The 24,981-nt window shown below is 56.7% G+C and carries 27 protein-coding genes; 15 read left to right on the top strand and 12 right to left on the bottom strand.

Going from position 1 to position 24,981, the window contains the following annotated elements; translation table 11 throughout:
• Positions 1–17: 17 nt before the first annotated feature.
• The 7 genes from ABLV76_RS09890 to ABLV76_RS09860 all read right to left on the bottom strand — a co-directional run bounded on the left by ABLV76_RS09890 (position 18) and on the right by ABLV76_RS09860 (position 5,438).
• A complete protein-coding gene (locus ABLV76_RS09890) occupies positions 18–1,214 on the bottom strand; it encodes an FAD-dependent oxidoreductase (RefSeq protein WP_049004126.1) in 1,197 nt (398 codons plus the stop codon).
• Entirely contained in the window at positions 1,211–2,137 is a 927-nt protein-coding gene (locus ABLV76_RS09885) for a VOC family protein (protein ID WP_064178210.1), read from the bottom strand. Before ABLV76_RS09885 ends, ABLV76_RS09890 begins: the two co-directional genes overlap by 4 nt.
• 88 nt (positions 2,138–2,225) lie before the next feature.
• Positions 2,226–3,014, bottom strand: a complete 789-nt coding sequence (locus ABLV76_RS09880) for an IclR family transcriptional regulator (protein WP_004205158.1) — start codon at positions 3,012–3,014, stop codon at positions 2,226–2,228.
• Between the two features lie 13 nt (positions 3,015–3,027).
• Positions 3,028–3,777 carry an SDR family oxidoreductase gene (locus ABLV76_RS09875; RefSeq protein WP_004205159.1) on the bottom strand — a complete coding sequence of 250 codons (750 nt, stop codon included), beginning with the start codon at positions 3,775–3,777 and terminating at the stop codon, positions 3,028–3,030.
• On the bottom strand, positions 3,777–4,799 hold the full coding sequence (locus ABLV76_RS09870; protein ID WP_004205160.1) for an aromatic ring-hydroxylating dioxygenase subunit alpha: 1,023 nt from the start codon (positions 4,797–4,799) through the stop codon (positions 3,777–3,779). The genes ABLV76_RS09875 and ABLV76_RS09870 overlap by 1 nt, the downstream gene beginning before the upstream one ends.
• 10 nt (positions 4,800–4,809) lie before the next feature.
• Positions 4,810–5,118: a recombinase-like helix-turn-helix domain-containing protein gene (locus tag ABLV76_RS09865; RefSeq protein ID WP_004144765.1), complete on the bottom strand. Its 309-nt coding sequence runs from the start codon at positions 5,116–5,118 to the stop codon at positions 4,810–4,812.
• Positions 5,115–5,438, bottom strand: a complete 324-nt coding sequence (locus ABLV76_RS09860; protein WP_135683206.1) for a non-heme iron oxygenase ferredoxin subunit — start codon at positions 5,436–5,438, stop codon at positions 5,115–5,117. The genes ABLV76_RS09865 and ABLV76_RS09860 overlap by 4 nt, the downstream gene beginning before the upstream one ends.
• Before the next feature lie 427 nt (positions 5,439–5,865).
• Between ABLV76_RS09860 and ABLV76_RS09855 the strand changes: the two genes are divergently transcribed.
• On the top strand, positions 5,866–7,077 hold the full coding sequence (locus tag ABLV76_RS09855) for an MFS transporter (protein WP_348878296.1): 1,212 nt from the start codon (positions 5,866–5,868) through the stop codon (positions 7,075–7,077).
• 3 nt (positions 7,078–7,080) lie between these two features.
• Here the strand turns inward: ABLV76_RS09855 and speB are convergent, their stop codons facing one another.
• From speB to yqgB, 3 genes are all read right to left on the bottom strand, one after another.
• A complete protein-coding gene (gene speB / locus ABLV76_RS09850; protein WP_004205166.1) occupies positions 7,081–8,001 on the bottom strand; it encodes an agmatinase in 921 nt (306 codons plus the stop codon).
• Between the two features lie 233 nt (positions 8,002–8,234).
• Positions 8,235–10,211, bottom strand: coding sequence for a biosynthetic arginine decarboxylase (gene speA / locus ABLV76_RS09845; protein ID WP_124989481.1), 1,977 nt, complete (start codon positions 10,209–10,211; stop codon positions 8,235–8,237).
• A gap of 8 nt (positions 10,212–10,219) precedes the next feature.
• A complete protein-coding gene (yqgB, locus tag ABLV76_RS09840) occupies positions 10,220–10,351 on the bottom strand; it encodes an acid stress response protein YqgB (protein ID WP_002916578.1) in 132 nt (43 codons plus the stop codon).
• Positions 10,352–11,052: 701 nt separating this feature from the next.
• Here yqgB and metK point away from each other — a divergent pair.
• The 8 genes from metK (at position 11,053) to ruvX (ending at position 18,310) form a co-directional block, all read left to right on the top strand.
• Positions 11,053–12,207, top strand: coding sequence for a methionine adenosyltransferase (gene metK / locus ABLV76_RS09835; protein ID WP_004205170.1), 1,155 nt, complete (start codon positions 11,053–11,055; stop codon positions 12,205–12,207).
• A gap of 380 nt (positions 12,208–12,587) precedes the next feature.
• A complete protein-coding gene (locus tag ABLV76_RS09830) occupies positions 12,588–13,982 on the top strand; it encodes a sugar porter family MFS transporter (RefSeq protein WP_004205171.1) in 1,395 nt (464 codons plus the stop codon).
• Positions 13,983–14,059: 77 nt separating this feature from the next.
• Positions 14,060–14,560, top strand: a complete 501-nt coding sequence (locus ABLV76_RS09825) for a SprT family zinc-dependent metalloprotease (RefSeq protein ID WP_080838276.1) — start codon at positions 14,060–14,062, stop codon at positions 14,558–14,560.
• A 94-nt stretch (positions 14,561–14,654) separates the two neighbouring features.
• Positions 14,655–15,362 (top strand): deoxyribonuclease I, encoded by a 708-nt coding sequence (gene endA / locus ABLV76_RS09820; RefSeq protein WP_004205174.1) that lies wholly within the window; start codon positions 14,655–14,657, stop codon positions 15,360–15,362.
• 91 nt (positions 15,363–15,453) lie between these two features.
• A complete protein-coding gene (gene rsmE / locus ABLV76_RS09815; protein ID WP_323108727.1) occupies positions 15,454–16,185 on the top strand; it encodes a 16S rRNA (uracil(1498)-N(3))-methyltransferase in 732 nt (243 codons plus the stop codon).
• A 20-nt stretch (positions 16,186–16,205) separates the two neighbouring features.
• Entirely contained in the window at positions 16,206–17,156 is a 951-nt protein-coding gene (gene gshB, locus ABLV76_RS09810) for a glutathione synthase (RefSeq protein WP_004205176.1), read from the top strand.
• A 174-nt stretch (positions 17,157–17,330) separates the two neighbouring features.
• The gene (locus ABLV76_RS09805) at positions 17,331–17,894 is read left to right on the top strand and encodes a YqgE/AlgH family protein (RefSeq protein ID WP_101993844.1); all 564 of its coding nucleotides are present in this window, start codon (positions 17,331–17,333) and stop codon (positions 17,892–17,894) included.
• The gene (gene ruvX, locus ABLV76_RS09800) at positions 17,894–18,310 is read left to right on the top strand and encodes a Holliday junction resolvase RuvX (protein ID WP_004205178.1); all 417 of its coding nucleotides are present in this window, start codon (positions 17,894–17,896) and stop codon (positions 18,308–18,310) included. Before ABLV76_RS09805 ends, ruvX begins: the two co-directional genes overlap by 1 nt.
• A 52-nt stretch (positions 18,311–18,362) precedes the next feature.
• On the opposite strand, the gene ABLV76_RS09795 is transcribed toward ruvX, so the two are convergent.
• Positions 18,363–19,016 (bottom strand): LuxR family transcriptional regulator, encoded by a 654-nt coding sequence (locus tag ABLV76_RS09795; protein ID WP_004205179.1) that lies wholly within the window; start codon positions 19,014–19,016, stop codon positions 18,363–18,365.
• 348 nt (positions 19,017–19,364) lie between these two features.
• Entirely contained in the window at positions 19,365–20,345 is a 981-nt protein-coding gene (locus ABLV76_RS09790; RefSeq protein ID WP_032456617.1) for a type IV pilus twitching motility protein PilT, read from the bottom strand.
• Between the two features lie 16 nt (positions 20,346–20,361).
• Here ABLV76_RS09790 and ABLV76_RS09785 point away from each other — a divergent pair, with 16 nt between their 5' ends.
• The 6 genes from ABLV76_RS09785 (at position 20,362) to ABLV76_RS09760 (ending at position 24,963) form a co-directional block, all read left to right on the top strand.
• Entirely contained in the window at positions 20,362–21,063 is a 702-nt protein-coding gene (locus tag ABLV76_RS09785) for a YggS family pyridoxal phosphate-dependent enzyme (protein WP_064187784.1), read from the top strand.
• Positions 21,064–21,083: 20 nt separating this feature from the next.
• Positions 21,084–21,650 (top strand): YggT family protein, encoded by a 567-nt coding sequence (locus tag ABLV76_RS09780; protein WP_004205182.1) that lies wholly within the window; start codon positions 21,084–21,086, stop codon positions 21,648–21,650.
• Positions 21,647–21,937 (top strand): DUF167 family protein YggU, encoded by a 291-nt coding sequence (gene yggU, locus ABLV76_RS09775; protein ID WP_004205183.1) that lies wholly within the window; start codon positions 21,647–21,649, stop codon positions 21,935–21,937. Before ABLV76_RS09780 ends, yggU begins: the two co-directional genes overlap by 4 nt.
• A gap of 12 nt (positions 21,938–21,949) precedes the next feature.
• Positions 21,950–22,543, top strand: a complete 594-nt coding sequence (locus ABLV76_RS09770) for an XTP/dITP diphosphatase (RefSeq protein WP_043520941.1) — start codon at positions 21,950–21,952, stop codon at positions 22,541–22,543.
• The gene (hemW, locus tag ABLV76_RS09765) at positions 22,536–23,672 is read left to right on the top strand and encodes a radical SAM family heme chaperone HemW (protein WP_049004131.1); all 1,137 of its coding nucleotides are present in this window, start codon (positions 22,536–22,538) and stop codon (positions 23,670–23,672) included. Before ABLV76_RS09770 ends, hemW begins: the two co-directional genes overlap by 8 nt.
• Before the next feature lie 304 nt (positions 23,673–23,976).
• On the top strand, positions 23,977–24,963 hold the full coding sequence (locus ABLV76_RS09760) for a TRAP transporter substrate-binding protein (protein ID WP_348878295.1): 987 nt from the start codon (positions 23,977–23,979) through the stop codon (positions 24,961–24,963).
• Positions 24,964–24,981: the final 18 nt, after the last annotated feature.

The raw sequence follows: 24,981 nt of genomic DNA, 5'->3' as shown, positions 1-24,981 counted from the left end.
TTAAGGGTTCGCGTTACTTATCGCAATGACATCAGCGAGAAAGTCGGGTCAGCGAGCGGGACGTTAGAGAGATCCCTTCCCGCCGCCATCCAGCGCTTCGCCAGCTTCACGATACGTGCATTATTGAAGGCCACCAGCTGAGTTAAGCGTCCATCGGCATTCAGGGAGAAGTAGATCGCGCCCTGCGGCTCGTCACGCACAATGGTGCGGCTGCCCGCCTGCGGGATCCCGAGGATCTGGATATTGCGATCGTATTGATCCGACCACAGCCAGGGCGCCTCGTCGTAGCCGCTGGCCTGCGGATCGAGCATCGCTTTCGCCGTTGCGATGGCCTGATTTTGCGCAAAGGCCCACGACTGAATGCACAGGCCGTACTGATGGTGCTGAGCGACATCGCCAGCGGCGAAAATCGCCGGATCGTTACTGCGCCCCTGGGCATTAACGACAATCCCGCGATCGACAGTGAGCCCGGCATCGCGCGCCAGTTCGAGATTCAGATCGACGCCGATCCCCACCACTACCGCATCGAAGGTTTCCCGCTGGCCGTCGCAGTGCAGAGTCGGCAGGCCGTTATCATCTTCCAGCTCCAGCGCGCCGCAGCCGCCGCGAATCTCAACGCCCTGCTGGCGATGTAGTTGCGCCAGCGCCTGCGAGACCTCCATACTGACCGAGCGCATGCACAGCGCCGGCTGCTGCTCGTAAAGGGTTACGGCCACGTCGCTTTTGCGCGCCGAGGCGGCGATTTCGAGGCCAATCCAGCCGCCGCCGACGATCGCCAGCCGCGTTGCCGATGCCAGCCGCTGCTTCAGACGCTGCGCGTCCTGCCAGTGGCGCAGGGTATAAACCTGCGGATGCTGCGCCCAGCCCTCGGACGGCAGTCGCGCCCGGCCGCCGGTAGCGATCAGCAGTTGGTCATATGCCAGCGTTTCGCCGTTGCTCAGCGCCACGGTTTTATTTTGCCGATCGATCGAATCCGCACGCAGCGGGCGATACCAGCGTAGGTTCAGCGCCTGCTGCGCCTCGGCGCTAAATAACCGCGGCAGCGCCGGTTCGGCCTCCAGCAACGCCGCCTTCGACAACGGCGGGCGCTCGTAAAAATCCCATTGCTCTTCGGCAACCACGCAAATCTCGCCGCTAAACCCTTCATCACGCAGCGTTTTCGCTGCCCAGCCGCCAGCCTGGCCGCCGCCGATAATGGCAATCCGCGCCGTCATACCGCCTCCGGTTTTTTCTGCTGGCGACGGGTATCGTGATCGATACCGCCTTCCACTGCCCATTCGGTAAAGGACACGAGTGAATGCTCCAGCTCGCGCGGCTGCCAGTTTTCCGTCAGATAATCATCGTTGGTGTAGTACTCAAAAGCGCCGCCGGTCGGGCTGTTGACATACCAGAAGTAGGCCGAGGAGACCGGATGGCGGCCAGGGCCGATAAAAGTACTCCACGCGTTTTTATTCATCGCAATGCCGCCGCCGATCACTTCATGAATATCCCGTACGGTAAACGCGACGTGGTTTAGCCCGCGTTTTCGGTTGGGCAACTGCAATAAGAAGAGGTTATGGTGTCCACCGCGCACGCCGCAGCGCAGGAACACCGCGCGATTGATGTAGCGGTCTGACACCTGAAAGCCGAGTACTTCGCGATAGAAACTTTCCACCGCCGCCAGTTCTTCCACGAAGAACACCACGTGGCCGACATTAATGGGCTGCGCGCGGTCGTACACCGGGCTCGGAGTGTCGATGCGACGCACATCGCCCCACTGGTTAATCGGCTCGACGTTCAGTTCCACCGCTGTTTGCTGGCTAACCTGCACCCGCAGCGTCATACCGTTAGGGTCACGACACTCCAGCGCGCCATCGATTTCACGGAAACCGGGCTGACGTTCCAGCTTCGGGCGCAGCGCATCCAGCGTCGCCCGATCCGCAACGCCCCAGGTCATGCGACGCAGGGTGTTGCCCGCCTCAAAAGCTGGCGGTAAGTCAGCGGCATCGGTTGGGTTAAGTTCGACCCGCGCGCCGCTAAGGGTGGCAAACGCGCGGCCGCTGGCGTCGGCGGTCAGGCCAAAATCGCGCATAAATTTGGCGCAGTGGTTCAGGTCGTCTACGCCAAATTCCAGCTTTTCAATTCCGGTAATACTCATTATTCGTCGCCTCTTTACCGTTCAGTCGCCCGAATTTGGGCGTAAGACATGCCCGACGCAATCAAGCGCCTGCTGTTAAGTTGTTGATTTAACTTGCCTGTGACAAATATCCGAGGAAGCCGGAAATTTTGTCCGCCGCCATACTGACGTCGTTCTGCAACCGCTCGCGATCGCTTTGCGGGATCTCGTCCGACGGCACCAGAATGCTGACGACCGCCGCCACCCGGCCGCTGCGGTCAAAGACCGGATAGACAATCGATGAGATGCCGTGGCGGTAGAACGATTCGCCAATCACGTAGCCGCGAGCTTTATCCTGCTGCACCATCTGCCACAGCGCTTCGCGGTCATGCAACTGGCCCGGCGTATTGCCCGGCAGCCGTTCATCCGGGAACAATTGTTCAAACTCGCTGCGGGAAACATCGGTCAGCAGCATGCGACCAAGCGAGGTGCAGTGCACCGGTAGCCGCGTTCCGACGCTGACCTGGTTGATACGCGAACCGGCAGCGCTCACGCGGGCGATGTAGATAATGTCGCGGCCGTCGCGGATCGCCAGATGGCTGCTGCACTGGCTGATATCGCGCAGTTGCTCGATGACCGGCTGACCCACCTGAGCGACATCCAGGGAGGCGATATATTCAAAGCCCAGACGCAGTACGTTCATGCCCAGCGAAAAGGTATTGGTGCGGGCGTTACGCTCAAGAAAGCCCATATATTCCAGCGTCTGCACCACGCGATAGGCGGTCGCTTTCGGCATATCCACCAGCCGATGCAGCTCGGCAAAGGTCAGATCGCGATGCTGTTCGCCAAACGCCAGCAGCAGTTGTAAACCGCGCTCCAGACCCGGTACCAGGTACTTCACTTCCTGATCGTTCGCCATACCGCCTCACTTGTTAGTTAAAGACAAAACCGCCGTTGACCGGGATCAGCTGGCCGGTGATAAAGCGCGAAAGATCGCTCAGCAGCCAGACCACGCTGCCGGTGACATCTTCCGGCTGCTGCGCGCCGCTGAGCGCGCGGCCGTTCTCATACAGCTGATGACGCTCGGCGGGAACGTATTCCGTGGCCTCAACGCGGGTCAGTCCCGGCGCGATAGCGTTGATACGGATCCGCTTTTCACCCAACTCGCGGGCCATGGAACGGGTCATCGCAATCACCGCGCCCTTACTGGCGACATAGGCCATCAGCCGCGGCGCGCCCCACAGCGCGGTATCCGAAGCGACGTTGACGATCGCCGACCCTTCGCGCAGCAGCGGTACCGCCTCGCGGGTCACCAGCCAGGTGCCTTTGACATTGACCGTCATCACCCGATCCCACAGGTCCGGATCGTAATCGATCATATTTTTACCGCCGACGCCGGTGGCCATCGCCGCGTTATTGACTAAGCCATCGACAGGCCCCTGCGCGCCGATGGCGCTGAAGACCTGCTCGATCGACGCTTGACTGGCAAGATCGATGGCGTGGGATTCGATCTGATAGCCCTTCTGCTGCAGGCGATGAGCGCTTTCCGCCAGCTCCCCCTGCAGGATGTCGCACATCACCACCGTCGCGCCCTGCGCGGCGCAGGATTCGGCAAAATGGTAACCGAGGCCGCGCGCCGCGCCGGTGACGACAATACGTTTACCGTTCAGCAGGCCGTTCATCAGGCGGCACCCTGCTGCGCTTCGCGAAGCGCTAACTGCTCTTTCGCCGCTTTCTGCATCATGCGGCGCAGGCGGGACAGACCGACGTCATGTTGATAAAGGTATTCATGATCGCGGGCGTTCGGCGCCAGGCTTTCCAGCACCACGCGATCCTGCTCCAGTACTTCCCAGTGCAGTTTTTCCAGACGGTTGCGGTACATAAAGCGCCACAGATCGCGCTGCCAACCTTGAACGCCGCGGATGCGCCAGAAGAAGACGCGGCAGTTGTCGTTATCTTCCGGAACCACCATGCCGACGATCCAGAAGTGGCCGCCCGGCCCGAAACGCTTTTTGTACGGAATAGACAGGCGCATCCAGTAGGCGCCGCTGTTACCCAGTTCAACCCAGTCAAAGTTGACGCCGCTCTGCCCTTTTTTCTCGAAGATAAAGCCGGTTTTCGTCGGCTGCAGCACCATATCGGCTTTGCGATCGCCTTCCGCCATCGAGTGCGATGACGAGTGCAGATAGGTACCGTGCATCGGGTCCATCACGTTTTCCAGCGCGTACTGGTAGTTGCATTTCCACGCCGCGGTGCACAGGAAGTGACTGTATTTTTTGTGGTCGGCCAGCTCCTCCGGGAAGCTCAGTTCATCAGGCTGCTGGTCGGCGGTGACGCCGAACCACAGGAAGATTGCCCCGTGCGCTTCCTGCACGTTGTAGCTGCGCACGCACTGCTGGCCGACCAGCGGGCAGCGGTCAACCGCCGGGACGTCTTTGACTTCGCCGTTGCCGGCGACTTCCACGCCGTGATACCAGCAGGCGATACGATCGCCTAAGTTCCAGCCCATCGACAGGCGCGCGCCGCGATGCGGGCAGCGGTCTTCCAGGGCCTGCACCTGGCCATCTTTATTCCGCCAGACTACGATCTGCTCGCCGAGACGGGTAATGCCTACCGGCGCAGACTGCACTTCCCAGCTCGCCAGCACCGGATACCACAAACCGCGCAACCCTTTATCAAGATAGTTTTGTACCGTTGTCGTCATCGCTGTATCCTCAGTAACCGTTGACCTGTAAGAATGCCTGGAAACTGCTTTCGCTCCATGGTTCGCCCTGCTGGTCATGCATCCTGACGCCATTGAGGCCGTTCACCAGCTCACCGAGGCTTTCCGCGCCCTGCTCGAACAGCGTTTCCAGAGTGGCGATAAGCTGCAGTTCCCAGTTTTCCGGCACCCGGCTGCGGGTTTGCCAGATCAGATTGTGATAGTCGCCAGGCTTATGGATATTGCCGTTTCCGCCTTCCGCCGGTGGCGTAAACTGGCGGCTTTCCGGTAGCGCCGGGTTGAAGTCCAGGGATTCGCTCATGCCACGTTCTCCTCGATAAAGGTAATCTGGATCTGATTGTCGTATACCCGCACCGGGTAACGATTAAGGTTGCGACCGCCGGGGCCATGCAGGCACTGGCCGGTTTTGACGTCGAATACCGCCTCATGCAGCGGGCATTCCACCTTGCCATCTTCGACAAAGCCCTGGCTCAGGAGCGCATAGGCATGAGGGCAAACGTCTTCCAGCGCGTAATATTCGCCATCAATCAGATAAATACCGATCTCCTTACCGTCGATATTGACGCTATATGGAAAATCTTCTTGTACTTGCTCCGCGTCACATACGCCTATCCAGCTCATCGCAATCCTCCAGGCCGTTGTTTCATATATGAAACTGTGTTTCTTATTTAATACGACCAATATAAAAGCGGCGAATGTTTCGTCAAGCGTTAATGTGACAAACTTGTTAATGAATTGCTTTTAAATTAGCTAAGTGTGCAATTGATCACGAAAAACTGCATTCAGATGAAATGATGATATTTAAAGCGGTGATCCATTATAAATAAAAATTCCGATTTAAATTTCACATACGACTATTGACTTCTTTTCAAATCGATCATTAAAAATGGGCAGCAGCGGAAACCATGGTGTTTCACCCATGAAACAACTCTTTATTTAATCATTTAAAAACAATGAGTTTCACAGGTGAACCATTTTACTCACGTAACTATTTCTGGCGTTAAAAAATAATAACTGGCAATCATTAAATTAAGCGTGGAGACAACGAATGGCGGCAAGATGGCAAGGGGTAATAGCATTACTTTTGTTAATAATTATTTCCTACGTCGATCGGGTAAATATCTCGGTGATGATCCTTAACCCGGAATTCGCTGCCCACTTCCAGTTAAATGAAAACAGAATGTTACAAGGCATGCTAATGACATGCTTTCTTCTGGGTTATGGGTTTTCGGCATTATTATTAACACCAGTTATAGAAAGTAGATGGCATTATCGTCAGGGGCTGTTAATCAGCATTGTTATATGGGCGCTGGTGTGCGCCATTTCCCCATTACTCGGTTCACTGGTGGGAATGTTGATCGCGCGCATCGTGCTTGGCGTGGCGGAGGGACCGCTGTTTTCACTGAAAACGCGCTTTATCAACGACAACTTTGCCGCCGATGAAATCGGCAAACCGAATGCGGTAACCGCCCTTGGCGTATCGTTGGGGCTAGCGGTAGGCTTCCCACTGGTCACCTGGCTGATGGCGCACGTTGGCTGGATCGGCTCCTTCTATGCGCTGGCGCTGATGAATCTCCTGCTCGGCGGAGGGTTAATCTGGCGGTTTCTCCCCGCGCCAAAAGTGACTGCACAGCGCGCGAAGCCTGGCTTTAGCCAAACTTTTGCCCTCGCCTGGCGTACGCCGCTGCTTGGCTGGATCCTGCTGGTAGAAATTGCCACCCTCAGCTATCTGTGGGGGAGTAGCGCCTGGCTGCCAGCCTGGCTGCGCGATGAGCATCATTTCTCGCTACAGGCCACCGGCCTGCTGGCGGCTGTCCCCTTTCTGTTAAGCCTGGGCTCAAAGTTCCTTGGCGGCGTGCTCCTCGACAAAATGCGCCCGGAGCAGGCGCCGCTGTTGTTTATTATTGGCGGTCTACTCACCGCCGGTTCCGTACTGGCGCTAATCCTCAGCGAACAGCCGGCGATGCTGGCGCTGTTTATGCTGGCGGCGAACGTGTTCTGGGGATTACAGGGGGCAGCGATCCCCGCGGTGGTTCAGCATCACGCCCCGCGCGAAGCGGTGGGCAGCGCCTATGGGATCATTAACGGCATTGGCAACATCTGCGCGGCGTTTATTCCGCTGCTGATGGGAGTGGTAATGAAATCAGTGGGATCGGTCAGTTCAGGTTTTTCCGTACTGGTGGCATCGCAGCTGATTACGCTGTGCGCCGGCGGCGCACTGCTGCTGCGTATGCGTCGCGCAGCAGCAGTAAACGCTTAAAACCTATTCACCTTTCTTCGCCGCCTGGATGTACAGCATCTCCAGCGCCAGAGTCGCCGCCGCCAGGGCGGTGATTTCGGACTGATCGTAGGCCGGGGCGACTTCCACCACGTCCATCCCGACGATGTTCAGATCCTTCAGGCCGCGCACCAGCTTGATCGCGCGGTCGGAAGTCAGCCCGCCGATCACCGGGGTACCGGTTCCTGGCGCAAACGCCGGATCCAGGCAGTCGATGTCAAAGGTCAGGTACACCGGCATATCGCCAACGATCTGCTTCACCTGGGCAATCACATCATCGACGCTGCGGTCGTTAACCTGGCCCGCATCAAGCACGGTGAAACCGTTATCTTTATCGAATTCGGTGCGAATACCGATCTGTACGGAGTGGTTGGGATCGATAAGCCCTTCGTTCGGCGCGGTGTAGAACATGGTGCCGTGGTCGAACTCGCAGCCGTTGGCGTAGGTGTCGGTGTGGGCATCGAAGTGCACCAGCGCCATTTTACCGAAGTGTTTGGCGTGGGCGCGCAGCAGCGGCAGCGTAACAAAGTGGTCGCCGCCAAAGGAGAGCATGCGCTTGCCGGCCGCCAGCAGCTTCTCGGCGTGGGCCTGCAGCTTCTCGCTCATTTCGCGCGCGTCGCCGAAGGCGTACACCAGATCCCCGCAGTCAACCACGTTCAGGCGTTCGCGCATGTCGAAGTTCCACGGAAAACGGTTGTGCTCCCAGGCGAGATTGGTGGAAACCTGACGGATCGCCGCCGGGCCATGACGGCCGCCCGCGCGCCCGGAGGTCGCCATATCGAACGGTACGCCGGTGATGACCCAGTCAGCATCGCTGTCGTAAGGCATGAAATTCATTGGTAAACGCAGGAAGCCAAAGGCATTGGATACCAGGGAGTTATCGTATTGATGACCTAAAGTGCTCATGGATATGACCTCTTTTCACAGTCGTGGAACGTAAAAAATAAGTATAAAAAAACCCCTCCGCGTCGTTAGGCCCGACGAGGAAGGGTTTGATAGATAAATCGCTTATTGGCGTGAATTATCGCCGGTAATGCATACGGGTTCAAGTGAGTATCGCCGTCTGCCGGATGACGGCTTCGCCTTATGCGGCCGACATACGCAGGCCCGGTCAGCGCAGCGCCACCGGGCATCAGCGGCTACTCGTCTTCCAGATAAGTGTACCCGTACAGACCCGCCTCGAACTCTTCGAGGAATTGCTGCTGCAGCGCGTCGTCCAGGCCGGTGTTTTTCACCTGATCGCGGAACTGGGTCAGCAGCGTGTTTGGATCCAGCTGCACGTACTGCAGCATATCCGCCACGGTATCGCCCTCGTCGGACAGCTCAACCTCAACGCTGCCGTCAGGGAAGACAAACACGTCCACCGCCTCGGTATCGCCGAACAGGTTGTGCATGTTGCCAAGGATTTCCTGATAGGCACCGACCATAAAGAAGCCCAGCATCGGCGGGTTCTCCGGGTCATATTCCGGCATCGGCATGGTGGTGGCGATCCCGTCGCCGTCCACGTAGTGATCGATGGCGCCGTCAGAGTCGCAAGTGATGTCCAGCAGCACCGCGCGGCGTTCCGGCGACTTGTTCAGTCCTTCCAGCGGCATCACCGGGAACAGCTGATCGATCCCCCACGCATCCGGCATCGACTGGAACAGCGAGAAGTTGACGTAGATTTTATCCGCCATGCGCTCCTGCAGCTCATCGATAATCGGACGATGAGCGCGGTTGCTCGGGTCGAGTTGCTTCTGCACTTCATGACACATGTTCAGATACAGCTGTTCTGCCCAGGCGCGCTCCTGCAGGTTGAAAGTGCCGGAGGAGTAGCCGATATGGATATCGTGCAGGTCCATCTGGCTGTCGTGCAGCCATTCGCGCAGCGAGCGGCGATTGCCGGTTTCGTGCATCTCCAGCCAGGTTTCCCACATGCTCTGCAGCGGACGCGCGGCGTCTTCCGCCGGCGGGGTCGCCTCGGTGTATTCGTTGCGCTCCACGCCGATGATATTGGAAACCAGCACGGTGTGGTGCGCGGTCACCGCGCGGCCGGACTCGGTGATGACCGTCGGGTGCGGCAGGCCGTTCTCTTCGCAGGCGTCGCCGATGGCCCAGATGATATTGTTAGCGTATTCGTTCAGGCCGTAGTTCACCGAGCAGTCGGACTGCGAGCGGGTTCCTTCGTAATCCACACCCAGGCCACCGCCGACGTCGAAGCACTGGATATTAACGCCCAGCTTATGCAACTCGACGTAGAAACGCGCCGATTCACGCACGCCGGTGGCGATATCGCGAATGTTGGCCATCTGCGAGCCGAGGTGGAAGTGCAGCAGTTGCAGACTGTCGAGGTGCCCTGCGGTACGCAGGATCTCCACCAGCTGCAGAACCTGGGTGGCCGCGAGACCGAACTTAGACTTCTCACCGCCGGAGGACTGCCATTTACCGGACCCCTGCGAGGCCAGACGCGCACGCACGCCAAGGCGCGGCACCACGTTCAGGCGCTCGGCTTCTTCCAGCACGATGGCAATTTCCGACATCTTCTCGATGACCAGATAGACCTTGTGGCCCATCTTCTCGCCCACCAGCGCCAGACGAATGTATTCGCGGTCTTTATAACCGTTACAGACGATGACGCTGCGGGTCATCCCGGCGTGCGCCAGCACGGCCATCAGTTCCGCTTTCGAACCGGCTTCCAGACCCAGCGGCTCGCCGGAATGGATCAGCGATTCGATGACGCGACGATGCTGGTTCACCTTGATCGGGTAGACCAGGAAGTAATCGCCGTTATAGCCGTAGGATTCGCGCGCGCGCTTGAACGCGGCGTTGATTGAGCGCAGGCGGTGCTGCAGGATCTGCGGGAAGCAGAACAGCGCCGGCAAGCGCTGCCCTTGCGCTTCGCGCGCTTTGACTAATTCAGCGAGATCAACGCGCGCTTCCGGGACGTCCGGATCCGGGCAAACGCTGATGTGACCCAGTTCGTTGACGTCATAATAGTTATTGCCCCACCAGGCAATATTATAAGTACGCAGCATCTTGCTGGCTTCCTGGGAGCTCATCGCTACCTCCTGCATGGAACGTAGTACACCGTGTTCGCCTGCTGACGAAGGCGAAACCATAGACATGTCGTCAGACATAGCGAACCTCAATTTTTAATAATAAGTGTAAGACAGTTAACTACTATCGCAGTCCAAAGATGCGATAACAACCCATGAACAGTCCTAAAGCCCAGCACTATCTGCTGGTTTTGCGACTGCGCGACCGGTTTCTTATTCATATCATCGTAAAACACGTAGCCGAACAGAGTATGACAGTCCGGAGAAACCACGAGAAAACTCTTGCCTGGCAAGAGCGCCCTTGTTCAGTTTTCTGACGGCCGACCGGCCCTGGAATCCTGAGAAGCGCCGAGATGGGGTGAACATCGGCTGGTTTGCATGAGAGAGATGCAGGTTGCGGAGTGCTGACGCGCGACAGAACGACGCGACGAAACAAGCGAAAAACGTTGGTTCATTATCTGGTATCACCTCCACACCGCCCTGCGACAGGGTCGGCGACAAGCCAAAGCTATACATACCGGGCAACAAGCGCTATGCCGTTGCGAGATTCTGTAAATACAGACTGCTTAACCCGGCTGGAAGTGGCACCACAGGGCCATGCCCCGTGCGCTTTTTTAATGAGCCGCGCGCGGCGTTTTATACCGAGAAGCGGGGTAAAAAGCAAAATAAAAATGTGCCCGTTTGCGCGGTTGTCAGGAAATTTTGCCAGGCGAGTTTTTCGATAAATGCGACCGCCATCAAAAAAGGCTGGAAATAGGCTCAAGATTTGACCTAAAATGGCCGTCCAGAAGTTAATCCGTCTATACTGATTAACACTCAGACTGCTCGTGTCGCTACCTGCGCGGCTTTGCGCTGATTATCCACCAAAGCCACATTACACAACAGTATGAGCTATCCGAATCGTCCACAGGTGAAATAAAATATGGCAAAACACCTTTTTACGTCTGAGTCCGTATCAGAAGGGCATCCTGACAAAATTGCTGACCAAATCTCCGATGCCGTGCTGGATGCGATCCTCGAGCAGGATCCGAAAGCGCGTGTCGCATGTGAAACCTATGTCAAAACTGGCATGGTGCTGGTAGGCGGCGAAATCACCACCAGCGCATGGGTTGACATCGAAGAGATCACCCGCAACACCGTCCGCGAAATTGGCTACGTGCATTCCGATATGGGCTTTGACGCCAACTCGTGTGCCGTACTGAGCGCCATTGGTAAACAGTCTCCAGACATCAACCAGGGCGTTGACCGTGCCGATCCGCTGGAACAGGGCGCAGGCGACCAGGGGCTGATGTTTGGCTACGCCACCAACGAAACCGACGTGCTGATGCCGGCGCCGGTGACCTACGCTCACCGTCTGGTGCAGCGCCAGGCTGAAGTACGTAAAAACGGCACCCTGCCGTGGCTGCGTCCGGATGCGAAAAGCCAGGTGACCTTCCAGTATGACGACGGCAAAATCGTCGGCATCGACGCGGTGGTGCTGTCCACGCAGCACGCCGAAGATATCGACCAGAAATCGCTGCAGGAAGCGGTGATGGAAGAGATCATCAAACCGATTCTGCCGACCGAATGGCTGAGCGCGTCCACCAAATTCTTCATCAACCCGACCGGCCGTTTCGTTATCGGCGGCCCGATGGGCGATTGCGGTCTGACCGGTCGTAAGATCATCGTCGATACCTACGGCGGCATGGCTCGTCACGGCGGCGGCGCGTTCTCCGGTAAGGATCCGTCTAAAGTTGACCGTTCTGCAGCCTATGCGGCGCGCTATGTGGCGAAAAACATCGTTGCCGCAGGCCTGGCTGACCGTTGCGAAATTCAGGTTTCCTACGCCATCGGCGTTGCAGAGCCGACGTCCATCATGGTGGAAACCTTTGGTACTGAAAAAGTGCCTTCTGAACAGCTGACCCTGCTGGTGCGCGAGTTCTTCGACCTGCGTCCGTACGGCCTGATTCAGATGCTGGATCTGCTGCATCCGATCTACAAAGAAACCGCTGCCTACGGTCACTTTGGTCGCGAACATTTCCCTTGGGAAAAAACCGACAAAGCGGCCCTGCTGCGCGAAGCGGCCGGTCTGAAATAATCTCTCCGCTTCCTCTCTTTAAGGCCAGCCTCGCGCTGGCCTTTTTATTCCCTGACCTTCCCTGCCGTACCTTGCTTCAACGTAGCGCAACATCTCAATGAAAGCGATTACATTATGGTAATGGTCGATTGCTGCCTGCGTGCTTCATCTCATCGGCGTATTTTTCACAATGTTACATATTGTTTCGGTTAACTCTGATTACCGTTTTTCAAATTGTCGACTATCCTTGTTTATATTGCTGATTTAAAAAGCATTTAATGCATTACGTTTCTTTACCTTTGTGGAAACGATTACACAGCCGTGATTATAATCACGTTTTTTTACCGACGAGTGTCCTACGCTAACCATCGACAGAATCAATAACTCAACTGGAGGGCGTTATGCCTGACAACAAAAAACAAGGGCGTTCAAACAAGACCATGACGTTCTTCGTCTGTTTCCTCGCCGCGCTGGCTGGCCTGCTGTTTGGCCTTGATATCGGTGTTATTGCGGGTGCCTTACCCTTTATTGCCAATGAGTTCCAGATTTCCGCCCACACTCAGGAGTGGGTGGTCAGCTCCATGATGTTCGGCGCCGCCGTCGGTGCGGTCGGCAGCGGCTGGCTCTCCTTCAAACTGGGCCGTAAAAAGAGCCTGATGATCGGCGCCATCCTCTTTGTCGCCGGCTCTCTGTTCTCCGCCGCCGCGCCAAACGTCGAGATCCTGCTGGTTTCCCGCGTGCTGCTGGGCCTGGCGGTAGGCGTCGCCTCATACACCGCGCCGCTGTATCTATCGGAAATCGCTCCGGAGAAAATTCGCGGCAGTATGATTTCCATGTACCAGCTGATGATCACCATCGGGATCCTTGGCGCTTACCTCTCCGACACCGCCTTTAGCTACAGCGGCGCATGGCGCTGGATGCTCGGCGTGATCATTATTCCGGCGGTATTGCTGCTGATCGGCGTTATCTTCCTGCCGGACAGCCCGCGCTGGTTCGCCGCCAAACGCCGCTTTGTCGATGCCGAGCGCGTGCTGCTGCGCCTGCGCGATACCAGCGCCGAAGCGAAACGCGAGCTCGACGAAATCCGCGAAAGCCTGAAGGTAAAACAGTCCGGCTGGTCGCTGTTTAAAGACAACAGCAACTTCCGCCGCGCGGTGTTCCTCGGCATTCTGCTGCAGGTAATGCAGCAGTTCACCGGGATGAACGTCATCATGTACTACGCGCCGAAGATCTTTGAGCTGGCAGGCTACGCCAACACCACCGAACAGATGTGGGGGACGGTCATTGTCGGTCTGACTAACGTGCTGGCCACCTTTATCGCCATCGGTCTGGTCGACCGCTGGGGCCGTAAACCGACGCTGATCCTTGGCTTTATCGTCATGGCAGCGGGAATGGGCGTCCTGGGCAGCATGATGCACATCGGTATTCACTCCTCAACCGCCCAGTACATCGCCGTCCTGATGCTGCTGATGTTTATCGTCGGTTTCGCCATGAGCGCCGGCCCGCTGATTTGGGTACTGTGTTCCGAAATCCAGCCGCTGAAAGGCCGCGACTTCGGTATCACCTGCTCAACGGCGACCAACTGGATTGCCAACATGATTGTCGGCGCCACCTTCCTGACCATGCTCAATTCGCTGGGCAGCGCCAACACCTTCTGGGTCTACGGCGGTCTGAACGTGCTGTTTATTCTGCTGACGCTGTGGCTGATCCCGGAAACCAAAAACGTCTCGCTGGAACATATCGAACGCAACCTGATGCAGGGTCGTCCGCTGCGCGAGATCGGCGCCCGCGATTAATCCGTCTGAGCTTCCTCCCCTTCCGGGAGGAAGCTTCCGCTTGCTCTCCCCCCTCCGCCGCACTATCCTCTGGCGCTATGAAAACACCCCGTATTCCCATCGCTATTCAGCAGGCCGTGATGCGCAGCCTGCGGGAGCATCTCGCCAAAGCGAACCTCAAGCTGGAACGCCGCTACGCAGAGCCGACGTTGGTCTACCAGCAGCGCGGTACCTCCGCCGGCACCGCCTGGCTGGAGAAAAACGAAATTCGGTTAAATCCGGTGCTGCTGCTGGAAAATCAGCAGGCGTTTATCGATGAAGTGGTGCCCCATGAGCTGGCGCACCTGCTGGTGTGGCAACACTTTGGCCGGGTAGCCCCGCACGGTAAAGAGTGGAAATGGATGATGGAGAGCGTGCTGGGCGTTCCCGCGCGTCGCACCCATCGCTTTGAACTCGATTCGGTCCGCCAGAATACCTTCCCCTACCGCTGCCGCTGCCAGCAGCATCAGCTCACCATCCGTCGCCATAACCGGGTGGTGCGCGGCGAAGCCACTTACCGCTGCGTGCGCTGCGGCGATCTGCTGGTGGCTGAAGAATAACCATTGGAATTAATTAGAAACTTTCTGATCTGACTGATTGCATCCGGCACCCTCATTCGCTACGTTGCGGGCTCGTTTTGACACGGAGTGAACGATGTCCCGTATGCATGTTTTAGCCGTTGCAGTATTGAGCACGGCAGTGAGTGGCCCGCTTGCGGCCGCAGAAATTACCAGTTTTTCCCAGGCCAAGGCCGCTGGCGTCAAAGTAAACGCCGACGTTCCCGGCGACTTTTACTGCGGCTGTAAAATTGCCTGGCAGGGTAAAAAAGGCGTTATCGATCTGGAATCTTGTGGCTATAAAGTGCGTAAAAATGAGAACCGCGCCAGCCGGGTTGAATGGGAACACGTGGTGCCGGCGTGGCAGTTCGGCCATCAGCGCCAGTGCTGGCAGGAGGGTGGTCGTAAAAACTGCGCCAAAGATCCTGAGTATCGCAAGATGGAAAGCGACATGCACAATCTGCAGCCGGCGGTGGGAGAAGTGAATGGCGATCGCGGCAACTTTATGTACAGCCAGTGGAACGGCGGTGAAGGCCAGTACGGCCAGTGCACCATGAAGGTCGATTTTAAAGATAAAATCGCTGAGCCCCCTGCCCGCGCCCGCGGCGCCATCGCCCGCACCTACTTCTATATGCGCGACCGCTACCAGTTAAATCTTTCCCGCCAGCAAACTCAGCTGTTTACCGCCTGGAACAAACAGTATCCGGTCACCGCCTGGGAGTGTGAACGCGATGAGCGCATCGCGAAAGTGCAGGGCAACCATAATCCTTATGTCCAGCAGGCTTGCCAGGCGCAAAAGAGCTAACCTACACTAGCGGCAATTGTTAATTTGCAGCCCTGTGCTTCCCGCCTAATGGCGGGAAGCTGGCATCTGCGCAAAGAACGGAATATCAAGCATGCGCATTCCTCGCATCCATCATCCAGAACGCCTCATTGTCGGCAGCCTGATCGCGCTGAGCGATGACGCGGCCAACCACGTCGGGCGCGTTCTGCGCATGACCGCCGGTCAGCACCTTCAGCTATTCGACGGCAGTAACCAAGTGTTTGACGCCGTCATCACCGAGGCCGGTAAGAAAAGCGTCACGGTTAAAGTCCTCAGTGGCGAACCCGACGATCGGGAATCGCCGCTGCATATCCATTTAGGCCAGGTGATGTCCCGCGGCGAAAAAATGGAATTCACCATCCAGAAATCGATCGAACTCGGGGTAAGCCTCATAACGCCACTGTTTTCCGAGCGCTGCGGCGTTAAACTGGACGCCGAACGTTTGCAGAAAAAGATCCAGCAGTGGCAGAAAATCGCTATTGCCGCCTGCGAACAGAGCGGTCGTAACGTGGTACCGGAAATTCGTCCGGCGATGCAGCTGGAGGAGTGGTGCGCCGAGCAGGACAGCGGGCTGAAGCTCAACCTGCACCCGCGCGCCAGCGCCAGCATTAACACGCTGCCGCTGCCGGTTGAACGCGTCCGTCTGCTGATTGGCCCGGAAGGCGGGCTGTCGGCTGAAGAGATAGCAATGACCGCGAAATACCAGTTTACTGATATCCTGTTGGGACCGCGCGTTCTGCGTACAGAGACTACTGCGCTCACCGCCATTACTGCCCTGCAGGTGCGTTTTGGCGACTTAGGTTGAGGCGTTAACGGAGAAGAACCATGATCAAGCTCGGCATCGTGATGGATCCCATCGCAACCATCAACATCAAGAAAGACACCAGCTTCGCTATGTTGCTGGAGGCGCAGCGTCGCGGCTATGAACTCCATTACATGGAGATGAACGACCTTTATTTGATCAACGGCGAAGCCCGCGCCCGGACGCGCACACTGAGCGTCGAACAGAACTACGACAAATGGTATGACTTTACCGGCGAGCAGGATCTGCCGCTGGCGGATCTTGACGTCATTCTGATGCGTAAGGATCCGCCGTTCGATACCGAATTTATTTATGCGACCTATATTCTGGAACGAGCGGAAGAGAAAGGCACGCTTATCGTCAACAAGCCGCAGAGCCTGCGCGACTGTAACGAGAAGCTGTTCACCGCCTGGTTCTCCGAACTGACCCCGGAAACGCTGGTCACACGTAATAAAGCCCAGCTTAAAGCCTTCTGGGAAAAACACGGCGATATCATCATGAAGCCGCTCGACGGCATGGGCGGCGCCTCTATTTTCCGCGTCAAAGCCGGCGATCCGAACCTCGGCGTGATCGCCGAGACGCTGACCGAGCTGGGCAGCCGCTACTGCATGGCGCAGAACTATCTGCCGGCCATTAAAGATGGCGACAAGCGCGTGCTGGTGGTGGATGGCGAGCCGGTACCTTACTGCCTGGCGCGCATTCCGCAGGGCGGCGAGACTCGTGGCAATCTGGCCGCCGGCGGCCGCGGCGAAGCCCGCCCGCTAACCGAAAGCGACTGGGATATCGCCCGCCGCGTCGGCCCGACGCTGAAGGCTAAAGGCCTGATTTTCGTTGGCCTGGATATCATTGGCGACCGTCTGACGGAAATTAACGTCACCAGCCCCACCTGCGTCCGTGAGATCGAGGCCGCCTTCCCGGATATTTCGATCACCGGCATGCTGATGGACGCTATCGAAAGACGTCTCGCCCGATAAGCACTACGGCGGACGAACATCCGCTCAGGGCACAGCGAGCGCGGATCGCCGCGCTGGTGAAACCCTTCCAGCCAGGCGCCGCTCGGGCGCCTGCCAGATAAAGTGCATCGACACCATTCTACTTTGCCCGCATACTGGGTGTTGCTTTTTGAACCAGGAACAGAACCTCTGACAATGAATTTACAGCATCACTTTCTGATTGCCATGCCTGCGCTTCAGGACCCCATTTTCCGCCGCTCCGTGGTCTATATCTGCGAGTATAACGACGAGGGTGCCATGGGCATTATTATCAATAAGCCGCTGGAAAATCTGCAGGTGGAAGGGATCCTTGATAAGCTCAAAATTGTCCCGGAGCCGCGTAATCCGGAGATCCGCCTGGATAAACCGGTGATGCTGGGCGGCCCGCTGGCGGAAGACCGCGGCTTTATTTTACATACCCCGCCCTCTGACTTTTCCTCAAGCATCCGTATCTCGGATAACACGGTGATCACCACCTCGCGGGATGTCCTCGAAACCTTAGGCACCGACCGGCAACCGGGCAACGTGCTGGTTGCCCTGGGCTACTCTTCGTGGGAGAAAGGGCAGCTGGAGCAGGAGATTCTAGATAATGCCTGGCTTACCGCCCCGGCTGACCAGAATATTCTCTTCCGTACGCCCATCGCCGATCGCTGGCGCGAGGCGGCTAAACTGATTGGCATCGACATCGTGACGATGCCAGGCGTCGCGGGGCATGCATAATGAGCGGTACCTTTCTCGGCTTTGATTTCGGGACCAAAAGCATCGGTGTGGCGGTAGGGCAACGGATCACCGCAACCGCCCGGCCACTGCCGGCGCTGAAGGCGCAGGACGGTAAACCGGACTGGAATATCATCGAAAAATTGCTTAAGGAGTGGCAGCCGGAGGCGGTAATCGTCGGCCTGCCGCTGAATATGGACGGCACTGAGCAACCGCTGACCGCGCGCGCGCGTAATTTCGCCAATAAAATTCATGGCCGCTTTGGCGTCGCGATCCTTCTCCACGATGAACGTCTGAGTACGGTTGAGGCCCGGGCGGGCCTGTTCGAACATGGCGGCTATCGGGCGCTGAATAAAGGCAGCGTCGATTCGGCCTCTGCGGTGGTCATTCTGGAAAGCTACTTCGAGCAGAGCTTTTAAGCCCTGCTCTTCTGCGCCGCCGGCGAACAGCAGACGGCGCAGCTCCCCCCGCCTAGTGGCGCAGATGTTCGTTAGCCCAGCTCACCGCCTGGGTGCGATTCTTAACGCTCAGCTTACGGAACACGTTATACAGGTGCGTCCGCACCGTGTTCTCACTGATAAACAGCGCGCGGGCAATATCGAGGTTGGTCGCGCCGCAGCGCAGTTCGTTGAGGATCTCGCATTCTCGTTCGGTCAGCGGCGAGTTCTCAACCGGCGCCGATGCATGGTCCGCAGCGTACATCGCCGGGTGCATCACGCTCAATTCAGCCGTCTGTTCGCCGTTCAGCACGGCCTTGACGCCCTCAATTAAGCGCGATTCATCATCGTCATGGCGGAACACGCCATATAAAGCCGGCCACTGCGCCATTTCGTATAACTCATACTTTTGTGCGCTATTAATAATCAACAAACGAGGATTATCTGCCTGCAAGCGAATAATATCCCGCCACACCCCGTTTAATTTCTTATTTGACACTGCAATATCAAATAATATTACAGAATCTTTTGCCAGACGCTGCGCCAGCGGTTTATTAATATTTTGTAAAACCACCGGTGCCATCAGGGTTTCGCTCAGATAGCTGGCAAAGGCTTTGCTTTGAATAGACGGGTGGGTAATAAAGGTTACCTGACGAGAAGATGATGAATTTCCATTTAAATTAATCACTTAAAACTCTCCTTAGCAGCTATCCACCGTCATGGTGGTTAAATGAATAAAAAAATATACAATCAGCCGTGAATTTATAAATAGCATTGGCAATTTACAAATTGAAACGTTATTCCATGAGAATCATCCTATTCCCGTAAACAGCATAAATCGAATGACTCAAAGCTGTCAAAAGGTAATCAAACTTTTTTCCTGGAAATGCGTATTCACTGCCGACATATCTCAACTGAATATCTTATTTGAATTTATTCACAAAGATTATTTGTATTATCAAATAATATCCAGAAACAGCTTTTAAACATTTAGTTAACACACCATTTCAACCACCCAACTCGCTTCACACTCCCCTTACAGCTCGCCTGCGGCCACACGTTGCTGAAAACTCTGGGTAAATGTCAACATTCCGGCCTGCATCCCGGTCTGCATTACACCGGGCAGCTGGTGCACTTTTCCTTCGCGGATCAAATTCGCCACTGCCGGCGTATTAACCAGAAGCTCGTATAGCGCAACTCTGCCGCCATGACGTGCGGGTAATAATTTTTGCGCCAGCACCGCGCACAGGCTTCCGGCCAGCTGACTACGAACCTGATCTTTCTCCTCTGCCGGAAAGACATCGATCAATCTCTCCACCGCCGGCGCCGCGCCGCGGGTGTGTAATGTCGCCATCACCAGATGCCCGGTCTCCGCCGCAGTTAACGCCAGACGAATGGTTTCGCTGTCGCGTAGCTCGCCGAGCAGGATCACATCCGGATCCTGACGCAGCGCCACGCGAAGCGCCGCGGAGAACGAAGGACAGTGCCGGCCAATCTCCCGCTGCTGAATCAGGCACCGCTCGCTGTGATGAATAAACTCCACCGGATCCTCCAGCGTCAGAATATGGCCATCAAGATGCTGGTTGAGATGGCCGACCATCGCCGCCAGGGTGGTCGACTTGCCGCTGCCCGTCGCCCCGGTGACCAGCAGCAAGCCACTCTCTTCCGCCAGTAGCTCGCTTAGCGCAGGCGGCGCGCCCAGCGCCTCCAGGCGCGGACACTGGCTGGGCAGCAGGCGCAGCACCAGCGATATTCCGCGCGTATGGGCGAAAGCGCTGGCGCGTAGCCGTGAACCACAGGCCAGAGTCAGCGCAAAGTCTATCTGGCCGTGCTCCTGCCAGTGCTGTAACTGTGCGGCATCGAGCCAGTCGTTGAGTAAATCTGCAATATCCGGCGCGGGAAAGGGCGCGGGCTCCAGCTTACCCTGCCGCCGCCAGCGCGGTGCGGCGGAATTGCACAGGTGTAGATCGGAGACATTATGCTTTACACTAAGGGCTACGATTTCTTCCAGCTTCATAACTCATCCTCGGAATATGAACGATATTGCGCATAACCTGGCACAGGTCCGGGACAAAATCTCCGGTGCCGCCGCCCGTTGCGGGCGTGCGCCAGAAGAAGTGACATTGCTTGCAGTGAGTAAAACGAAACCTGCGAGCGCGATCGAAGAAGCCATCGCGGCAGGCCAGCGGGCATTTGGTGAAAACTACGTCCAGGAGGGCGTGGAGAAGATTAACCATTTCCAGCAGGCAGGCGTCAGTGGACTGCAGTGGCACTTTATTGGTCCCTTGCAGTCCAACAAAAGCCGGCTGGTGGCCGAACATTTTGACTGGTGCCACACCGTCGATCGGTTGAAAATCGCCACCCGCCTGAACGAGCAGCGCCCGGCGCATTTGCCGCCGCTGAAGGTGCTGATTCAAATCAACATCAGCGATGAGCAGAGTAAATCCGGCATCCCGCTGGAAGCGCTCGATGCCTTAGCCGCGGAGATCGCTGAGTTACCTCATCTGGAGCTGCGCGGCCTGATGGCGATCCCCGCGCCTGAGTCAGAATATGTAAGGCAGTTTGCCGTCGCCCAGCAAATGGCGGTAGCATTTGCGCAGTTAAAAACGCGGTACCCCACGGTCGATACGTTGTCTCTGGGAATGTCGGACGATATGGAAGCCGCTATCGCGGCGGGAAGCACGATGGTGCGCATCGGCACGGCCATTTTTGGTGCGCGCGACTACAGCAAATAATAAGGAATCTGAGGAACGCCATGAAGACGTTGACTTTCCTGCTTTCAACGGTCATTGAGCTTTACACAATGGTCGTGTTGTTACGCGTCTGGATGCAGTGGGCGCGCTGCGACTTTTACAACCCGTTTTCGCAGTTTGTGGTAAAGGCCACGCAGCCGATTGTCGGACCGCTGCGCCGGATCATCCCGGCAATGGGGCCGATTGACAGCGCCTCGCTGCTGGTGGCATTCATCCTCTGCGTCATCAAAGCGATCGTCCTGTTTATGGTGATCACCTTCCAGCCGATCATCTGGATCTCCGCCCTGCTTATTCTGCTGAAAACCATCGGCTCGCTGATCTTCTGGGTGCTGCTGCTGATGGCGATCATGAGCTGGGTCAGCCAGGGACGCAGCCCGGTGGAGTATGTGCTGATGCAGCTGGCGGACCCGCTGCTGCGTCCAATCCGCAACCTGCTGCCGTCGATGGGCGGTATCGATTTCTCACCGATGGTGCTGGTGCTGCTGCTGTACGTGATCAATATGGGGGTCGCCGAGGTGCTGCAGGCTACCGGTAACGTACTGCTGCCGGGGCTGTGGATGGCGCTATGAGTGCCGTTGAAAGCTGCGCTGACGGGCTGGTGCTGAGGCTGTATATTCAGCCGAAGGCCAGCCGTGACAGCATCGTGGGCGTACATGGCGACGAGCTCAAAGTCGCCATTACCGCCCCGCCCGTTGATGGCCAGGCCAATGCCCATCTGGTGAAATTTCTCGCCAAACAGTTCCGCGTCGCCAAAAGCCAGGTACTGATTGAAAAAGGCGAGCTGGGCCGCCATAAGCAAGTTAAAATCATCGCCCCACAACAGATCCCGACTGCGGTCGCGGCGCTAACTGAATAAACAGGATTCATCATGCAAAAAGTCGTCCTCGCTACCGGCAACGCCGGTAAAGTGCGCGAACTGGCCTCGCTGCTGGAAGATTTTGGTCTCGATATCGTCGCTCAGACCGAGCTCGGCGTCGAGTCTGCGGAAGAGACCGGTCTGACCTTCATTGAAAACGCGATTCTGAAAGCGCGTCATGCGGCGCAGATCACCGGCCTGCCGGCTATCGCCGACGATTCCGGTCTGGCCGTCGATGCCCTTGGCGGCGCGCCAGGCATCTACTCCGCCCGCTATGCCGGCGTCGACGCCAGCGACCAGCTGAATCTTGAGAAACTGCTCGACGCCCTGCAGGACGTGCCGGACGACCAGCGCCAGGCGCAGTTCCACTGCGTACTGGTCTATCTACGCCATGCCGAAGATCCCACGCCGCTGGTGTGCCACGGCAGCTGGCCTGGGGTGATCGCCCGGGAAGCCGCAGGTCATGGCGGCTTCGGCTACGATCCGATTTTCTTCGTCCCGTCAGAGGGAAAAACCGCGGCCGAACTGAGCCGTGAAGAAAAGAGCGCCATTTCCCATCGCGGGCAGGCGCTTAAACTGTTACTGGATGCATTACGTAATGGCTAATTTGCCACCGCTGAGTCTCTATATTCATATTCCCTGGTGCGTGCAGAAATGCCCGTACTGCGACTTTAATTCGCATGCACTGAAAGGCGAGGTGCCGCACGATGACTACGTCCAGCATCTGCTGAACGATCTGCGGGCCGATGCGCAGTATGCCCAGGGACGGGAAATAGGCACCATTTTTATCGGCGGCGGTACGCCGAGCCTGCTGTCAGGCCCGGCCATGCAAACCCTGCTCGATGGCGTCCGCGCCTGCCTGCCGCTGGCCGCCGGGGCGGAAATCACCATGGAAGCCAACCCGGGCACCGTGGAGGCAGATCGCTTCGTTGATTACCAGCGCGCCGGGGTGAATCGCATCTCTATCGGCGTACAAAGCTTTAGCGCACCAAAGCTGCAGCGGCTGGGGCGGATCCACGGCCCGGAAGAGGCCAAACGCGCGGCACGCCTCGCCAGCGGTCTGGGCCTGCGCAGTTTCAATCTCGACCTGATGCACGGTTTGCCGGACCAGTCGCTGGAGGAGGCGCTGGACGACCTGCGTCAGGCCATTGCTCTCAACCCGCCGCATCTCTCGTGGTACCAGCTGACCATTGAGCCGAACACCTTGTTCGGTTCCCGGCCGCCGGTGCTGCCGGATGACGACGCGCTATGGGATATTTTTGAGCAGGGACATCAGCTGCTGAGCGCCGCCGGCTACCAGCAGTACGAGACTTCCGCTTACGCCAAACCGGGCTATCAGTGTCAGCACAATCTCAACTACTGGCGCTTTGGCGACTATCTCGGCATCGGCTGCGGCGCGCACGGCAAGATAACCTTCCCGGACGGGCGCATCCTGCGTACCGCCAAAACCCGCCACCCGCGCGGCTATATGGAAGGCCGCTACCTCGAACGCCAGCATGATGTGGAAGAGGCGGATAAGCCGTTTGAGTTCTTTATGAACCGTTTTCGCCTGCTGGAGGCCGCGCCGCGCGCGGAATTCCGCCGTTATACCGGTCTTGATGAAGCGGCGATCCGTCCGCAGCTGGACGCGGCGATAGCCCACGGCTATCTGCAGGAAGACGAGCAGAACTGGCAGATTACCGAGCATGGAAAGCTGTTTTTAAATTCTCTTCTCGAACTATTCCTCAGCGAATAAATATCCTCATCCCATTCCCGGCAGCAATATTTCGGGAATGGGAATCACTCGATTCCTCCGCCATATATACCTCATTACATCCGTTCCATTGTTATTAAATATTTAACCATAAAATTAATTCGCATTAATTAATACAATCCAAATATCAATCCTTCAATAAGATCGGTTATTTCATTACCTCATTGCCAGAAAGTGTGAGTCAGGCAGCTTAAAGATGTACGACAACAAAGATAATATGTCATACAGAAATAAAGCATGATGCTTAAGATATTGACCCATTACCCCAAGTGCATGGAGCCAACTCATGAAAAAATATCCTTTTTCTCGTTCTCTGGTAGGTATAGCTTTACTGGCCCTACTCTCTGCAGGTGCCGTCGCGGCTGAAAAAATAACATTAAAACTGGCGCATAACCTTGAGCGCAGCCATGTGGTGCATCAGGCGTTTGAGGAGATGTCCAAAGAGGTAAACCAGCTTTCTGACGGTAAGATGAAGATTCGCATTTACCCCAGTAGTCAGATGGGCAGCGCGCGCGAGACCATGGAGTTATTACAAAATGGCGCGCTGGATATGACCAAAGGTTCCGCCAGCGATCTGGAATCTTTCGATAATATTTACGCCATATATAATTTACCATTCTTGTTTAACGACCAGAACCACTTCAATAACGTGGTCTTCGGCGAGGTGGGCAAAGAAATAATGAACTCGACGAAAGAGAAAGGATTTTTTGCCCTTTCCGCTTATGTCGCCGGGACGCGAAGTTTTTATGCAAAAAAGCCCATCACCAGGCCGGAAGATTTAAAAGGACTGAAGATCCGCGTTCAGGCCAGTCCGACAACGTTAAAAATGGTCGAATTAATGGGCGGTTCCCCAACCCCCATCTCCTTTGGTGAAGTTTATACCGCCATGCAGCAGGGGGTGGTGGACGGCGCGGAGAATAACGTTCCCTCCTGGGTGCAGACGCGCCATATCGAAATCGCGAAAGTATTCTCTGAAGATGAGCATGCCTCCATCCCTGATTTCCTCGTTATCTCCAGTAAAACCTGGGACAAGCTGACGCCGGATCAGCAACAAATCCTGATCAAAGCGGCGAAAGCGTCAGAGGTTTTTCAGCAACAGCTGTGGCGGAAAATCGACGCCGATACCCGCGCGCAGGCCAAAGCCATGGGGGGCGAAATTATCAAAGTGGATAAAGCGCCGTTCCGCGCCGCCGTGCAGCAGCTATTCGATGACTTTAAAAAAGATCCTGTACAGGCCGCCCTGCTGGCCAAATTTGAAGCTGCCGCGGAATAACCATTAACGGGCCAGCCG

Source organism: Klebsiella sp. GB_Kp047 (assembly GCF_040065235.1).
Taxonomy (GTDB): domain Bacteria; phylum Pseudomonadota; class Gammaproteobacteria; order Enterobacterales; family Enterobacteriaceae; genus Klebsiella; species Klebsiella quasipneumoniae.
The sequence above is the reverse complement of the archived record's forward strand: the minus strand, read 5'-3'. Positions and strand labels throughout refer to the sequence as shown.

Excerpts from the sequence above, each read along its gene's own strand:
- ABLV76_RS09890 (WP_049004126.1), bottom strand. The coding sequence starts at position 1,214 with ATGACGGCGCGGATTGCCATTATCGGCGGCGGCCAGGCTGGCGGCTGG.
- ABLV76_RS09885 (WP_064178210.1), bottom strand. The coding sequence starts at position 2,137 with ATGAGTATTACCGGAATTGAAAAGCTGGAATTTGGCGTAGACGACCTG.
- ABLV76_RS09880 (WP_004205158.1), bottom strand. The coding sequence starts at position 3,014 with ATGGCGAACGATCAGGAAGTGAAGTACCTGGTACCGGGTCTGGAGCGC.
- ABLV76_RS09875 (WP_004205159.1), bottom strand. The coding sequence starts at position 3,777 with ATGAACGGCCTGCTGAACGGTAAACGTATTGTCGTCACCGGCGCGGCG.
- ABLV76_RS09870 (WP_004205160.1), bottom strand. The coding sequence starts at position 4,799 with ATGACGACAACGGTACAAAACTATCTTGATAAAGGGTTGCGCGGTTTG.
- ABLV76_RS09865 (WP_004144765.1), bottom strand. The coding sequence starts at position 5,118 with ATGAGCGAATCCCTGGACTTCAACCCGGCGCTACCGGAAAGCCGCCAG.
- ABLV76_RS09860 (WP_135683206.1), bottom strand. The coding sequence starts at position 5,438 with ATGAGCTGGATAGGCGTATGTGACGCGGAGCAAGTACAAGAAGATTTT.
- ABLV76_RS09855 (WP_348878296.1), top strand. The coding sequence starts at position 5,866 with ATGGCGGCAAGATGGCAAGGGGTAATAGCATTACTTTTGTTAATAATT.
- speB (WP_004205166.1), bottom strand. The coding sequence starts at position 8,001 with ATGAGCACTTTAGGTCATCAATACGATAACTCCCTGGTATCCAATGCC.
- speA (WP_124989481.1), bottom strand. The coding sequence starts at position 10,211 with ATGTCTGACGACATGTCTATGGTTTCGCCTTCGTCAGCAGGCGAACAC.
- yqgB (WP_002916578.1), bottom strand. The coding sequence starts at position 10,351 with ATGAATAAGAAACCGGTCGCGCAGTCGCAAAACCAGCAGATAGTGCTG.
- metK (WP_004205170.1), top strand. The coding sequence starts at position 11,053 with ATGGCAAAACACCTTTTTACGTCTGAGTCCGTATCAGAAGGGCATCCT.
- ABLV76_RS09830 (WP_004205171.1), top strand. The coding sequence starts at position 12,588 with ATGCCTGACAACAAAAAACAAGGGCGTTCAAACAAGACCATGACGTTC.
- ABLV76_RS09825 (WP_080838276.1), top strand. The coding sequence starts at position 14,060 with ATGAAAACACCCCGTATTCCCATCGCTATTCAGCAGGCCGTGATGCGC.
- endA (WP_004205174.1), top strand. The coding sequence starts at position 14,655 with ATGTCCCGTATGCATGTTTTAGCCGTTGCAGTATTGAGCACGGCAGTG.
- rsmE (WP_323108727.1), top strand. The coding sequence starts at position 15,454 with ATGCGCATTCCTCGCATCCATCATCCAGAACGCCTCATTGTCGGCAGC.
- gshB (WP_004205176.1), top strand. The coding sequence starts at position 16,206 with ATGATCAAGCTCGGCATCGTGATGGATCCCATCGCAACCATCAACATC.
- ABLV76_RS09805 (WP_101993844.1), top strand. The coding sequence starts at position 17,331 with ATGAATTTACAGCATCACTTTCTGATTGCCATGCCTGCGCTTCAGGAC.
- ruvX (WP_004205178.1), top strand. The coding sequence starts at position 17,894 with ATGAGCGGTACCTTTCTCGGCTTTGATTTCGGGACCAAAAGCATCGGT.
- ABLV76_RS09790 (WP_032456617.1), bottom strand. The coding sequence starts at position 20,345 with ATGAAGCTGGAAGAAATCGTAGCCCTTAGTGTAAAGCATAATGTCTCC.
- ABLV76_RS09785 (WP_064187784.1), top strand. The coding sequence starts at position 20,362 with ATGAACGATATTGCGCATAACCTGGCACAGGTCCGGGACAAAATCTCC.
- ABLV76_RS09780 (WP_004205182.1), top strand. The coding sequence starts at position 21,084 with ATGAAGACGTTGACTTTCCTGCTTTCAACGGTCATTGAGCTTTACACA.
- yggU (WP_004205183.1), top strand. The coding sequence starts at position 21,647 with ATGAGTGCCGTTGAAAGCTGCGCTGACGGGCTGGTGCTGAGGCTGTAT.
- ABLV76_RS09770 (WP_043520941.1), top strand. The coding sequence starts at position 21,950 with ATGCAAAAAGTCGTCCTCGCTACCGGCAACGCCGGTAAAGTGCGCGAA.
- hemW (WP_049004131.1), top strand. The coding sequence starts at position 22,536 with ATGGCTAATTTGCCACCGCTGAGTCTCTATATTCATATTCCCTGGTGC.
- ABLV76_RS09760 (WP_348878295.1), top strand. The coding sequence starts at position 23,977 with ATGAAAAAATATCCTTTTTCTCGTTCTCTGGTAGGTATAGCTTTACTG.